Below are 13,014 nucleotides of genomic sequence, written 5' to 3'. Positions count from 1 at the left end.
TATGTTTAGAAAAGAAAGTTCTAAAGACAGCAGATCACAGCTTCAAGTTGCAGGTTTTAAAATAGGAAAAGAAAGCTATGGGGTGTCAATAGAGCACATTAGAGAAATTATTAAAGTTCCATCAGAAGGAGTTTATGCTATACCAAATGTTCCCGAATATATTATAGGTATTTATAATCTTAGAGGCAGTATTATTCCTTTAATTAATTTAAATATTAAATTTGGAGTTCCTTCTATTTCGGTAACAGAAGAAGACATGCTTTTAACAGGATACTTAATAGTTAAGATTAAAAATAAGCTTTTAGGCATTTTTGTTGATAGAGTTCTTAAAGTTATTAGCTTTGATGATTCTAGGGTTCAAGAACCTCCCGCTACTTTACAAACTTTAGATAGAAAATATATATCTGGAGTTGTAAAGCTTGACGAGGCTGATAATCTTGAGAGTGAATACTTAGTATTAATTGATATAGCAAAAATTTTTGATAAATGCGAATTTGACGACATTCCCTATAAAGATCAATATGAAGAATAAAGTTCTTCTTTGCATTAATACTTTAAAGTCGGGAGCTAGTATTTTAGGCAATGATGTTAAAGTTTATTTAGAAACCAAGTATTTTGTTGAAGTAGTGTTAATAGATGTTGGCAGACCTTTATTTTCTTTTCCAAAAGAAAATTTTCTTTTTTTGATAACTTTAGGAGGAGATGGCACAGTTCTTTTGGCTGTTAATTTGCTTCTTGAAAATGAAAACATTGATATTCCAATTATTTCAATTAATATGGGCAATGTGGGATTTTTAGCAGATATTAAGATTGAAGATTTTAAAAAAGTCATAGATAGATTTTTTAACAATTCTTTGGTTATTAATAAAAAATTTTTGCTTCATGTAACAGTTTCTCAACACGGTAAAGATTTAATTTCTAAATATGCTTTAAACGATATTATTATTCGCTCAAGCGTTCTTAATAAAATGATTTATGTAGATCTTATGGTTAATTCTGAGAGTTTTTTATCATACAAAAGTGATGGGATAATTGTGTCTACTCCAACAGGCTCAACAGGATATTCTTTCTCAGCAGGGGGTCCTATTTTAGAAGCAGATCTTGAGGGATTTTYACTTACGCCTATTTCTCCACATTCTGTTTATAATCGTTCTTTTGTGTTCTCTAAATTAAGTAAACTTTCCATTTCTTTTTCAAAGGAATATTTTATAGCAGCAGCATCAATTTTTTTAGATGGAATTAATTTTGGTTCTTTCGGAGTTGACGTTGTTTTTGAATTTAAAATTTCTTCTCAAAGCTTGAATTTTGTTTCATTTTGTACGGATACTTTTGTTAAGAGATTAAAAAACAAATTATTGTAAGTTCAATGTTTTTTTAAACAGTGTTCTTTTTAATAAAAATTTTTCTTGGTTGTTGTTTGAATGTTTGGTTTAATCTAATCTTTAATAAGGTTAGAGGATTTTACATGTTTTATTATAAGGATTTTAATGTTTTGTTTATTCGCAGAGTTAATGTTTAAAGGGTGTTTTTTATAAATTTATAACTTGTTAAAATATTTAATATATTTTTTGCTAAAATCAATATATTAGATAGCTGATAAATCACCCTTTTATGAGTTTTAGGCAGGTGTTTATGGATTTAATTGATAATGAAAATTATAAAAAAATAGTGTACATTAATAATCTTGTTTTAAGGACTTTAAATGATATAGCAGCTATAAAAGAGACTGGCGAATTTACATCAAATGCTAAACTTTCATTTAATCTTATTGATTTCAATTTAAATGTTTTAAGTTATATTTCTTCTTTAAATTATTTTTATACTAGGCCTAGATTGAAAGTAAATTATTCTATAAAAAAAATTTTGTCTGGGTTGATTTCTGATTTTAGTTTAGTTATTAGCCCTGTTCTTAGTATTACTCCAAGAGAGTTGATTGAAATGCCTCAGGCTCTTAATTTAAATCCAGAAGAGAGGTTTTTAATTATTAAAAAATTAGGTTATTTAATTGATTTGGCTAAAATTTTTAGCAAAAAAGATTCTAAAACACTTGTTTTTCTTGAGGATATGTATCTCAAATTTATTGTTTTTTCTAAAAATATTATTGATTTTAGAGATTTTTCTAAGAATTTAAAACTTGAGAGTCCTTATTATAAATTTCAATTTGAACACCTTATTAAAGTGTTGGAGCTTTTAGAAGAAGGAGCTTTTATTTTAAGGGGCAAATATGAGATTAGTGGATCTCATGAATTTGGACTGCATTCTCTTGGTTATCTTGAAGCTGGAAGAGCTTTGGCTACTATAGCCTCTCAAAAAGAAGCTGCTGAAAAATTTTCAAGGTTTCATGGAGTTTGGTCTTCAAAGTTTAGTTCAGATTTAATTAAAGTAAAATAGATAAATTAAGGTGGGGAGAAAGTAGTTATATTGAGTTTTAATGTAGAAGAGGGCACTATTAAATTCAAAAAATTAAAATTTTTTTTGATTCTAAGCTTGTTTTTATTATTTATAATTTTGATTGATTTTTTTATAAGATCTACTATGAATGTATCTAATTTTTATGATTTTAAGAATTTTGAAAATAAATCTGATTGTAAAAATATAAATTTAAGTAAGAATGTTTTTGTATCAAATAAGGTTTTAAGTCTTAATTTCGGGGAATCTTGTTATTCTCTTTTAAGTGATAACTTAATAAGTTATTCAGACTATTATTATGTGCTTTTTAATTCCGGCGAAGATTATTCTGTTTTTTCTGTTAAAAACAATAAATTTTTATTTACACTCAAGCTAAAGGATTTTGTTTTTGCAATAAATAATTTAATTTTTACTTTAAATAATTTATATAAAACTTTAGAAGTTTATGATTCTAGCGGAAATAATATACTAATGCTCAATTTTTTGTCCTCAATTTTAAGTGTGGACTATAATAATGAAGTTTTGGTTTTGGGACTTTCTAATGGTGAGATTTATATATATAAACAGGGTAAGATAATTTATATGGAAAATTTTTTAGAGAGAAAATTTCCAACATGTTTTGTTAAATTAAGCTCCGATAATAAATATTTGGTTTCACTAAAAGGCAGTTCTGAGTATTTTTTAGAAATAATTGATTTAGAGAATAATTATAAAAAAATTTTAGAATTAAACAATTTAACCATTAATAGTTTTGAGACTTTTATAAAAATAGATGATTATCATAATTTGTTTATTGAAGGCAAAAATTCACTTGCGGTGATAAATATTAAAAGTGGTAGAATATTTAAGGTTGAAAATAAAAATTCTATTTTAAGAGCGTCATATGATTATTTTCAAAATATTTATAGAGTATATTTTTATTCTGAGAGTGAAAAAATCATTAATATAAAAACTTATTCTGCAAATTCTTTTAAATTGTTTGATAATATTTTTATTAAAGATGAAATAAGCTCTTTTGTTGAATTTGGAAAGGGACTTTTGTATTTTAATAGTAATAATGATTTAAAATACTTGGGATTGGCTCAGTGATTTTAATTGTTTTTATATTTTTCTTTAATATTTTAGATTTATATTCATTTTTGGAATTTAGAAATGATGAAAAGTTTGCTTTAGTTAAAGATTTTGGTGTGTTGGATAATAATAAGTTGAATATTAGCCTAAGGTTAAGGCCCTTGGAAAAAACCGTATCTGTTTTTTCCAATAATTATAAAATTTTATATTCAAAAAATAGTTTAAATAGGGATGGTAGTATTTTAATTATTTTTGATAATGATTTAAATCTAAATTTAGAGGTTTTTGGGGGATTTCTTTATAAGCTTGGAAAAATTTTTTTAAAAGATGAAAAGAGTGTTATTGATTTGGTAGTTAATGATCCTAGTGCTAAAAAAATTATCAATCCTTTGTTTATTATCAAAAATAGGAACAATGTGGTTGCTGAGACAGTTTATACATTGGGTAGGGTTTTTTTAAAAGGAAAGGGCGATGATGAAAGATTGGAATTATCCAAAAATATAAATTTAAATGTAGATTCTGGTCAATACAGTCTTTTGTTGTATTTTCATACTCAAAAAGTAGAATCTTTTGAAAATTCTCTTAAAGGAATTTATTATTTTGAAGCTATTTTGAATAATAAAAGTATTCTTCGTTCAGATTTTCAAAATATTTTTTTGATTAATGATACACATACTTTAGCCCAAGAGAAAAATTATGGGTTAGATATTTTGAACATTAAAAAAGATGGGGGATGTCTTAAGATAAATGATCTTAATTTTGTTAAGGGTAAGAATGAGCTTAAAATAAAATATGGCGATGTTTATGGAAATGAAAAAAAAATAATTTATAGGTTTAAATTAAATGAATAATAATGCTTTTCATTTTCCAGTACTTCTTGATGCAATTTGTAAGCTTATAGAAGATTTGCCCGTAAAAAGTGACTTAATATACATTGATTCTACTCTTGGAGAAGGTGTTCATGCAAAGGCTATTCTTGAGAAATATGACTTTTTAAGTTTGGTTGGAATTGAAAGAGATCCTCAAATTTTAGAAAGAGCAAGGCAGTTTCTTTCTATTTTTGAAGAGAGAATTACATATTTTAATGATTGGTTTGATAATTTTTTCGTCAATTATCCTTTAAATGTCAAAGCCAATTTTATTTTAGTTGATCTTGGTATTTCTATGTTTCATTACAAGGGTAGTAAAAAAGGATTTTCTTTTCTTGAAGATGAGCCTTTAGATATGAGGCTTTGTTCTTCTTCTTGCAAAATTAGTGCGGCTGAGATTGTAAACACTTATAGTAAATATGACCTTGAAGCTTTAATTTATGATTTAAGTAATGAACATTATTCTAGAAGAATTTCTAAGGCTATTGTAGAATATAGAAAAATTAAAAAAATAGAAACCACAAAAGAGTTGCAATCCATAATAAGCAAAGTTTATCCTTTTTCAAAAGTTAAAATAAATCCAGCTACAAAAACTTTTCAAGCGTTAAGAATTTATGTAAATGATGAGCTTGCTCGGCTTAAAAGGAGCTTGCCTTTTTGGGTAGAAAATTTAGCTAAAGATGGAATTTTAGCTATTATTACGTTTCATTCAATAGAGGACCGTATTGTAAAAGATTTTTTTAGAAGCTTGAGCTGTGATTTGTATGCTAAGATCTCAAAAAAGCCCATTATGCCAAGTTTTGATGAGATTAAAAAAAACAAACCTTCAAGGAGTGCAAAACTTAGAGTTGTAAAAAAATTATGAACAGCATAAGTAAGATTGAATTTAAAGTTTATTGTATTTTAGTTTTGATACTAACAGTTATATTGTGTTTTAATATTTATTTAAATTTCAGATATGTTGTAAAGCTTAGGGAATTTAATCACTTAGACAATGAACAGGAAAATATTATTGATGATAATTTAAGGTTACTGACGGTAATATATGAGCTTGAAAATATTGATAGAATAGAGAGTTTTTGTTTTGGAGAATTAAATTTGGAAAAAAAAGCTAATGAAGATATAAATATTTTTGTTGAGTAAAAGATTTTAGAATGAGGTTTGAGTGCGTATAAAGATTAAGGATATTTTAATCTCTTCTAAAGATGTGAAATTTGTGGGGAATATAAAAAATATTGAAAGAGTAGTGTCTTTTTATTCGTTAGATAGTCGCGAAATAAAGGATGACAATATCAATGATAGTCTTTATTTTGCGTATAAGGGAAATAAAGTAGATGGATTTTCTTTTGTTAAATATTTAATTGATCTGGGTGTTAAATGTTTTGCATGCTCAAGAGAGCATGAATCTGAGTGTATTAAATATTTAAATGACAATGAAGGGTTGGTTTTTTTGCTTACAAGCAATGTAATAAAACTTCTTCAAGCTTTGGCATCGTTTTTAATTGAAAAAACAAGCTTTAAAAGAATTGCTATTACGGGTAGCAATGGCAAAACTACAACTAAAGAGATGCTTTACAGTATACTTTCAAAGAAATACAAAACTTACAAAACTTGGGGTAATTTAAATTCTGATATTGGACTTCCTCTTAGTATTTTAAGGGTAGAGGGTAATGAAGAATATGCTGTTTTTGAAGTTGGAGTTAGTTATGTTGGAGAAATGGATCTTTTATCTCAAATTTTAAAACCAGAAATTGTTATTATTACGAATATAAGTTATGCGCATATGCAAGCCTTCAAGGAGTTGCAAGCTATTGCTTTTGAAAAAAGCAAAATAATTGGCAAAAACATTGAAATCTTTGTTGTAAATGAAATGAATGATTATTGTGTTTATCTTGAAAAAAGAGCAAAAATCGCAAATCCAAATGTTAAAATCGTTTATTTTGATTTTGAAAATCTTAGTATTAAGTCATTTTCTTTTTTGGATGGGAAATTTTCTTTTGATTTTGTTTACAAAGGGTTTGAATACTCTATTTTATTGCTGGGTCGGCATAATATTTTTAATGCAATAGGGTGTATTAATTTGGCTTTATTTTTAGGAATGAGAGAAAAAGAAATAAAAGAGGGCCTTATTGAAACTGCTTTTCAAAAGGGTAGAGCAGAAATTTTGACAAAAAATGGATATTTGATTTTAAACGACTCTTATAATGGCAATATGGGTTCTTTTATGGCCTTAAAAAATATGATTTTAGATCTTAATATCCAAAACAAAAAGTTTATAGTTCTTGGGTCTTTTAAAGAGCTTGGGGAATTGGCATACAAAACTCACAAAGATTTAATTCAAGAGGCTATTTCAATGAATTTTGATAAAATTTTTCTAATTGGCGAAGAATTTTTAGATGTTAGGGATTCTGAGAATTTAGTTGAAAAGTGTTTATATTACTTTAGCGAGTTTGATAAATTTATTGATTTTTTTTTAAAAAGCTTGGAACCTTCAGTTTTTATTGTCATTAAGGGCTCAAGGTTTAACAGGCTTGAGAGAATTTTAAATATATTTAGATGATAGTGGGGTTTTTATGTTTTACCTTTTAGGTTTGCGTTTGCTCAAATATATTACCTTTAGAATGGCTTATGCTACAATTTTTGCATTTTTACTTTCTTTGATTGTGGGCCCTTATATTATTTTAAAGTTAAAAAAATTAAGAGCTGATCAGATTTTAAGAGAAGATGGCCCTAAAAGACATTTAAGTGAAAAAGCAGGAATTCCTACCATGGGGGGCATTCTTATTTTTTTTTGTGTTTTTATCTCTTTAGTATTTTGGAGCAACATTTTAAATGTTTATTTTTTGATTATGGTTTTTGTTATGCTGGGATTTGCTTTTTTGGGCTTTATAGATGATTTTTTAAAAATTAAAAAGAAAACCTCAGATGGACTTAAAGCTCGATTTAAGATTTATGGACAAATAATATTTTCCTTTTTTTCTGTTGGCATTTTATATTATTTTGGTGGTGAGCATGTTAGTGTAATCTATTTTCCTTTTATTAAGTCTTTTCAAATAGATTTGGGGTTATTTTACATTCCTTTTGGCATGTTTATTTTAATTTCTGCTTCTAATTCTTTCAATCTAACAGATGGGCTTGATGGACTTGCAATTGGATTGAGTATAGTTATAACAGGGGCTTTAATAATAATAGCTTACCTTACAAGTAGGGCTGATTTTGCAGCTTATTTACATATTCCAAATATTAAAGGTTCTGAAGAGCTTGTAATATTTCTTGGGGCCTTGCTTGGGGGTAGTTTTGGATTTTTGTGGTTTAATGCCTATCCTGCTAAAATTATGATGGGAGATACAGGTAGTCTGGCTTTGGGGGCCATTCTTGGAATGGCAGCTTTGATTTTAAAAAGTGAAATACTTTTTTCAATTCTTGCGGGTGTTTTTATTATTGAAACTATGTCTGTAATTATTCAAGTTTTGGTTTACAAAAAAACTAAAAAAAGAGTATTTAAAATGGCTCCACTTCATCATCATTTTGAAGAACTTGGGTGGTCTGAAATGCAAGTTGTTATTAGATTTTGGATAATAGGGTTAATATTTGCTATAATTGCTTTAAGCACGATAAAAATCAGATAATTTATTATGGTTGTAGAGATAAATTCACTTAGGACATGTTATTTGCTTGTTTTGCTGCTATTGGTAGCCTATGGCCTTGTAGTTTTTTATACTTCTTCCTTTTTTCTAAGCTTAGAATTGACAGGTAATCCAAATTTTTTATTTTTCACAAGACTTAATTATCTTTTTTTAAGTTTTATGGTTTTTCTTGTTTTTGAAAGGATTTCTTTAAATTTTTTAAAAAAATCAATATTTCCTGTATTGATTATAACTCTTTTTTTAATTATGGCAACTTTTTTATCTCCAAGTATTTCTGGAGCAAAGAGATGGATATTCTTTCAAGGTGTTAGCATTCAACCTTCTGAGATTTTTAAAATATCTTTTACTATTTATCTTTCAGCTTATTTGAGCAAGTTTGACCCAAGAAAAAACAATGGTATTTCATACTGGATAAAGCCAATGTTGATTTTTGCAATTTTTTGGGTGTTAATAATTTTGCAAAACGATTATTCAACAGCTATTTATTTTGCCATTCTTTTTTTTATTGTTTTGTTTGTTTCTAATATGGCATTTAGCTATGTTTTTGCTATTGTGGTTACTTTTTTACCAGTTTCTGCTATATTCTTGATGCTTGAACCTTATAGGGTTTCTAGAATTTTTGCCTTTCTCAATCCTTACGATGATCCTTCTGGCAAAGGTTACCAGATAATAGCATCTCTTAATGCTTTAAAAAGTGGAGGAATTTTAGGTAAAGGGCTGGGAATGGGAGAGGTAAAACTTGGAAAATTACCAGAGGCCAATTCGGATTTTATTTTTTCAGTTCTTGGAGAAGAATTAGGATTTTTAGGGGTTTTGTTTGCTATAAGCTTGTTTTTTTTGTTTTTTTACTTTGGTTATTTTATAGCTATTCATTCTAATAGTAGGTTTAAATTTTTTATTGCATTTATTTCAAGTCTTGCAATTTTTCTTCAAAGCATGATGAATATTTTAATTGCAATCGGTCTTTTGCCTCCTACAGGGATAAATTTACCATTTTTTTCATCTGGGGGATCTTCTATTATTGTTACCATGGCATTGTCTGGCCTTATTTCAAATGTTTCAAAAAATTTAAGTAATAATTGATTAGATTTTTCTAGTAGTGTAAATTGAGTTAGGTTATGATTTTTGAGAGAAAATTTTTAATTAAGTATATATATTTCTTGACGTCTTTAATTTTTTTTGAAATAATAATTATTATTTTTGCATCTCCTTATTTTTTGATTAGGTATATTAGTATCAATAATGATATTTCTCTTTCTAAAGAGGATATAATCAAGATTTCAGGAATCAAGCCCAATACGTATTATCATAATGCTAATGTTAGAATATATGAGGAGAATCTTAAAAAAGATTTAAGGGTAAAGAATGTTAAAGTTGATCTTAAGTTTCCCAATAAAATTAATATTAAAATAGAAAAAAGAATACCGATTGCTGTTGCTTTAGAAAACGTAAATGGTAATATTACTTATTATTGTATTGCATCAGATGGTGTAATTTTGGAAAAAAGTAAGCATTTAATTTATGATTTGCCCGTAATTAGCGGATTAGTTTTGAATGACAACAATGTAGGAGATTTTCTAGAGGATAGAATGCTTAATATTGTAAGAGGCCTTGATTATCTTAAAATAAATCAAAAATATTTGTATAATTTAATATCAGAGGTCAATTTTTTAAAATTGAATTTCTATGATTATAATGTAATTTTGTATATTAAAAGTATATATAATAAAATATTGATAACAGTTGATATGAATTTAATGGATGTGATGCATAAAGTGTTTCTTGCGGTTAATTTGCTTAAAGGAAAACCCGGCGTTATAGATTTAAGAAGTGGTGATATCATTTTGTTAGGAGAAAGTTAGTGTCTAGGAATTTGATAGTAGGTTTAGATGTTGGAACTTCAAAAATTTGTACTGTTGTTGCCGAGGTGAATTTAAATGATCAATTAGAAATAGTTGGAATAGGCACTAGTATATCAAGAGGAGTTAGGAAGGGAGTTTTAATAAATATTGAGGCGGCTCTTGATTCAATATCTAATTCTATTGAGGCTGCAGAGCTCATCTCAGGATGTGACATTACATCACTTTCAGTTTCTATGTCTGGAAGTAGTGTTGAGGGGACTAATTCACGCGGTGTTGTTGCAATAAATTCAAAAACAAGAGAGATTAACGAAGAAGATGTTGAAAGGGTAATCGAAGCGGCAAAGGCAATTGTTATTCCAATGGATAGAGAAATTCTTCATGTTATTCCTCAAGAATTTATTGTAGATGGAATACCCCATATAAAAAATCCAATAGATATGATGGGTATTCGTCTTGAAGGAGAGGTGCACATTATTACGGGCTCTAGTTCTTCTAGTCAGAATTTAGTCAGATGCGTAAATCGAGCTGGCTTTGCCGTTGATGAGGTTGTTCTTGGAAGTCTAGCTTCATCTTATGCAACTCTTTCTAAAGAAGAGCGTGAGATGGGGGTTTTATTTATTGATATGGGCAAAGGGACAACAGATATTATTCTTTATATTGATGGTTCTCCTTATTATACGGGTGTAATTCCCATTGGTGTTAATAGAGTGACTCTTGATATTGCGCAAGTTTGGAAGGTTCCTGAGGATGTTGCTGAAAATATTAAAATAACAGCTGGCATTGCTCATCCGTCTATTCTTGAGAGTCAAATGGAAACTGTAATTATTCCAAATCTTGGAACTCGACCCCCTCAAGAAAAAAGTAGAAAAGAGTTGTCTGTAATAATTAATTCAAGACTGAGAGAAATTTTTGAAATGATGAAAGCGGAAATACTTAAGCGCGGACTTTATAATAAAATTAATGGTGGAATAGTTTTAACAGGCGGAGGAGCTTTATTCCCAGGCATTTCTAATTTAATAGAAGAGGTATTTAATTATCCTGCAAGAATAGGTTTGCCAATGAGTATTAATGGAATTGGAGAAGAGCATATAGACCCCAAGTTTTCTTCAGCTCTTGGTCTTGTTCTTTATAAGCACGAGCAACAAAAATTCAATAAATTAAAGAAGGTAAGCAGTAAAGTTAAAAGAAAAAATAAAATATCTTCAAAGTTGAAAGGTTGGTTTTTGAAAGAATGGTTTTGACCAATCATGGAGGAAGCGTTAATGAAAGATTATAATATGATTGATAGCCATACAAGAAGATTTGATTCTACTACAAATCCTACAATTCTTAAGGTGATTGGTGCGGGCGGAGGAGGTAGTAATGCTGTTAATCGTATGATTGAATATGGAGTAAGAGATGTTGAATTTATTGTGGCTAATACCGATCTTCAGGCTCTCCAAACTTCTATTGCTCCCATAAAAATTGCCCTTGGAGCAAAAGTTACAGCAGGGCTTGGTGCTGGGGGAAAGCCTGAGATTGGACAAGCTGCAGCAGAGGAAGACATAGATGTTATACGAAATCATCTTTCTGGTGCCGATATGGTGTTTATTACTGCTGGTATGGGGGGCGGGACAGGAACCGGAGCAGCTCCAGTTATTGCGCAAGTTGCAAAAGAGCTTGGTATTTTAACAGTTGGAGTTGTAACAAAGCCTTTTAAGTTTGAAGGTCCTAAGAAGTTGAGACTTGCTGAGCAGGGAATAAATAACTTAAGAAAGTCTGTAGATACATTGATCATTATTCCAAATCAAAAGCTTTTAACTGTTGTTGACAAAAGAACCACCATTAAAGATGCTTTTAAGCGTGCAGATGATGTTCTTAGAATGGGCGTTCAAGGTATTGCAGGGCTTATTATTGAGCATGGAGAGGTTAATATTGATTTTGCCGATGTTAAAAGCATTATGCAAGGCCAAGGAGATGCTTTAATGGGAATAGGATATGGCAAGGGCGAAAACAGAGCTGTTGATGCCGCAACTTCTGCTATTAGTAATCCATTACTTGAGGAAGTTCGTATTGAAGGGTCTAAGGGGCTTCTTGTTAATGTTACTGGCGGAGATGATTTTTCATTGCTTGAACTTGAAGAGATTATGGGGATAATCACGGTTAGTGTTGATGATGAGGCTACTGTAATATATGGTCATGCTATTAATTCGAATCTTGAAGATGAAATTTACGTTACAGTTGTTGCTACAGGTTTTGCATCTAAAAAGCAAAAAGAAATATCTAGCACACCAGAAAATAATACTTTAAGTTCCAAAGAGTTTGATACTTTAATGTCTGGCAATCAAAATGCTCCTTCTGGATCTTATGAGCAACAAGATTCTTCTTTTGCGGCAAAGTCCAAAAATGTTAATTATTTTGATGATGACATTGATGTTCCAACATTTCTTAGAAATTTAAATAAAAAAAGTAGCGATGATTAGATGAAAATTTTGTGGTTAATAATTCTTGTTAATTTATTTTTATCTTGTGGCAATGAATCTAAAGAAAAATCAAATCTTGGTCTTAGATTAAGAGAATTGGAAATTTCAGGTGGTGGATCTGAATCTAAGATTGAAGTTTATAAAGAATTTATTGAAAAAGAAGATAAGAATATTTTAAAGATAGTTAATTCCATTGATAAGAAAGCCAGATTTTTTAATTTAATTGGTCTTGAATTTTTTAAGCTTGGTCAGTACGGACCTGCTATTGAATATTTTGCTAAAAATTTAGAAATCAATCCCAATAATTATTTATCTCATTTTTATATAGGTGTTGCTTCTTATAATTTAGCTAAAAATTTAAGAGTAAAAGATGAAGTTGAAAAATACATAATTCTTGCTGAAAATTCTTTTTTAAAATCACTTTCAATTAGAGATGATTTTAAAGATTCTCTTTTTGCCATTTCTAATATGTACGTATATGATCTTGATAAACAACTTGAAGCTAAAAATTATTTAAATAAACTTGGTGATATGGGTGAGGACTATTTTGAGTTTTTAATGTTAAGAGGTGCAAATTATTATTCGCTGGGCGATCTTGGTAATGCTATATTGTTTTATGATAAAGCTAGTAAAAAGGCTTCAACTGAAGAGCAAAAAGAAGGTGTTTCTAGGATCATGAGTAATTTGAAGTAAT

14 protein-coding genes are annotated in these 13,014 nt (G+C 28.7%); all 14 read left to right on the top strand.

The genetic code is table 11. The features are described 5' to 3' along the window. Position 1 precedes the first annotated feature (1 nt). The 14 genes from BB_RS01545 to BB_RS01480 all read left to right on the top strand — a co-directional run bounded on the left by BB_RS01545 (position 2) and on the right by BB_RS01480 (position 13,013). Positions 2-532: a chemotaxis protein CheW gene (locus tag BB_RS01545; protein WP_002556910.1), complete on the top strand. Its 531-nt coding sequence runs from the start codon at positions 2-4 to the stop codon at positions 530-532. Beyond that, complete coding sequence (locus BB_RS01540; protein WP_010889725.1) at positions 522-1,361, top strand: NAD(+)/NADH kinase; 840 nt, start codon at positions 522-524, stop codon at positions 1,359-1,361. The genes BB_RS01545 and BB_RS01540 overlap by 11 nt, the downstream gene beginning before the upstream one ends. 271 nt (positions 1,362-1,632) lie before the next feature. Beyond that, positions 1,633-2,391, top strand: a complete 759-nt coding sequence (locus tag BB_RS01535; RefSeq protein WP_002556908.1) for a hypothetical protein — start codon at positions 1,633-1,635, stop codon at positions 2,389-2,391. A 30-nt stretch (positions 2,392-2,421) separates the two neighbouring features. Further along, entirely contained in the window at positions 2,422-3,498 is a 1,077-nt protein-coding gene (locus BB_RS01530) for a hypothetical protein (protein WP_002665364.1), read from the top strand. Beyond that, positions 3,495-4,331: a hypothetical protein gene (locus BB_RS01525; RefSeq protein ID WP_002556906.1), complete on the top strand. Its 837-nt coding sequence runs from the start codon at positions 3,495-3,497 to the stop codon at positions 4,329-4,331. Before BB_RS01530 ends, BB_RS01525 begins: the two co-directional genes overlap by 4 nt. Continuing rightward, entirely contained in the window at positions 4,324-5,214 is an 891-nt protein-coding gene (gene rsmH / locus BB_RS01520) for a 16S rRNA (cytosine(1402)-N(4))-methyltransferase RsmH (protein ID WP_002556905.1), read from the top strand. Before BB_RS01525 ends, rsmH begins: the two co-directional genes overlap by 8 nt. After that, positions 5,211-5,492, top strand: a complete 282-nt coding sequence (locus BB_RS01515) for a hypothetical protein (RefSeq protein WP_002556904.1) — start codon at positions 5,211-5,213, stop codon at positions 5,490-5,492. The genes rsmH and BB_RS01515 overlap by 4 nt, the downstream gene beginning before the upstream one ends. 22 nt (positions 5,493-5,514) lie before the next feature. Continuing rightward, a complete protein-coding gene (locus tag BB_RS01510) occupies positions 5,515-6,909 on the top strand; it encodes a UDP-N-acetylmuramoyl-tripeptide--D-alanyl-D-alanine ligase (RefSeq protein ID WP_010889724.1) in 1,395 nt (464 codons plus the stop codon). 13 nt (positions 6,910-6,922) lie between these two features. Further along, the gene (gene mraY / locus BB_RS01505) at positions 6,923-7,978 is read left to right on the top strand and encodes a phospho-N-acetylmuramoyl-pentapeptide-transferase (protein WP_002556902.1); all 1,056 of its coding nucleotides are present in this window, start codon (positions 6,923-6,925) and stop codon (positions 7,976-7,978) included. Positions 7,979-8,020: 42 nt separating this feature from the next. Continuing rightward, on the top strand, positions 8,021-9,079 hold the full coding sequence (gene ftsW, locus BB_RS01500) for a putative lipid II flippase FtsW (protein ID WP_002664864.1): 1,059 nt from the start codon (positions 8,021-8,023) through the stop codon (positions 9,077-9,079). A gap of 35 nt (positions 9,080-9,114) precedes the next feature. Continuing rightward, a complete protein-coding gene (locus BB_RS01495) occupies positions 9,115-9,858 on the top strand; it encodes a cell division protein FtsQ/DivIB (protein WP_002656475.1) in 744 nt (247 codons plus the stop codon). Continuing rightward, complete coding sequence (ftsA, locus tag BB_RS01490; protein ID WP_002656287.1) at positions 9,858-11,099, top strand: cell division protein FtsA; 1,242 nt, start codon at positions 9,858-9,860, stop codon at positions 11,097-11,099. The genes BB_RS01495 and ftsA overlap by 1 nt, the downstream gene beginning before the upstream one ends. A gap of 21 nt (positions 11,100-11,120) precedes the next feature. Continuing rightward, positions 11,121-12,320, top strand: coding sequence for a cell division protein FtsZ (ftsZ, locus tag BB_RS01485; RefSeq protein WP_002656388.1), 1,200 nt, complete (start codon positions 11,121-11,123; stop codon positions 12,318-12,320). Next, complete coding sequence (locus tag BB_RS01480; protein WP_002556897.1) at positions 12,321-13,013, top strand: tetratricopeptide repeat protein; 693 nt, start codon at positions 12,321-12,323, stop codon at positions 13,011-13,013. It abuts the gene before it with no gap. Position 13,014: the final 1 nt, after the last annotated feature.

Source organism: Borreliella burgdorferi B31, from assembly GCF_000008685.2.
Classification (GTDB): Bacteria; Spirochaetota; Spirochaetia; order Borreliales; family Borreliaceae; genus Borreliella; species Borreliella burgdorferi.
This window is presented reverse-complemented; position numbering and strand designations above follow the sequence as displayed.

What these genes read in the sequence shown, in the direction of transcription:
- BB_RS01495 (WP_002656475.1), top strand. Translation starts at nt 9,115, where the DNA reads ATGATTTTTGAGAGAAAATTTTTAATTAAGTATATATATTTCTTGACG.
- ftsZ (WP_002656388.1), top strand. Translation starts at nt 11,121, where the DNA reads ATGAAAGATTATAATATGATTGATAGCCATACAAGAAGATTTGATTCT.
- BB_RS01545 (WP_002556910.1), top strand. Translation starts at nt 2, where the DNA reads ATGTTTAGAAAAGAAAGTTCTAAAGACAGCAGATCACAGCTTCAAGTT.
- BB_RS01535 (WP_002556908.1), top strand. Translation starts at nt 1,633, where the DNA reads ATGGATTTAATTGATAATGAAAATTATAAAAAAATAGTGTACATTAAT.
- mraY (WP_002556902.1), top strand. Translation starts at nt 6,923, where the DNA reads ATGTTTTACCTTTTAGGTTTGCGTTTGCTCAAATATATTACCTTTAGA.
- BB_RS01480 (WP_002556897.1), top strand. Translation starts at nt 12,321, where the DNA reads ATGAAAATTTTGTGGTTAATAATTCTTGTTAATTTATTTTTATCTTGT.
- BB_RS01515 (WP_002556904.1), top strand. Translation starts at nt 5,211, where the DNA reads ATGAACAGCATAAGTAAGATTGAATTTAAAGTTTATTGTATTTTAGTT.
- rsmH (WP_002556905.1), top strand. Translation starts at nt 4,324, where the DNA reads ATGAATAATAATGCTTTTCATTTTCCAGTACTTCTTGATGCAATTTGT.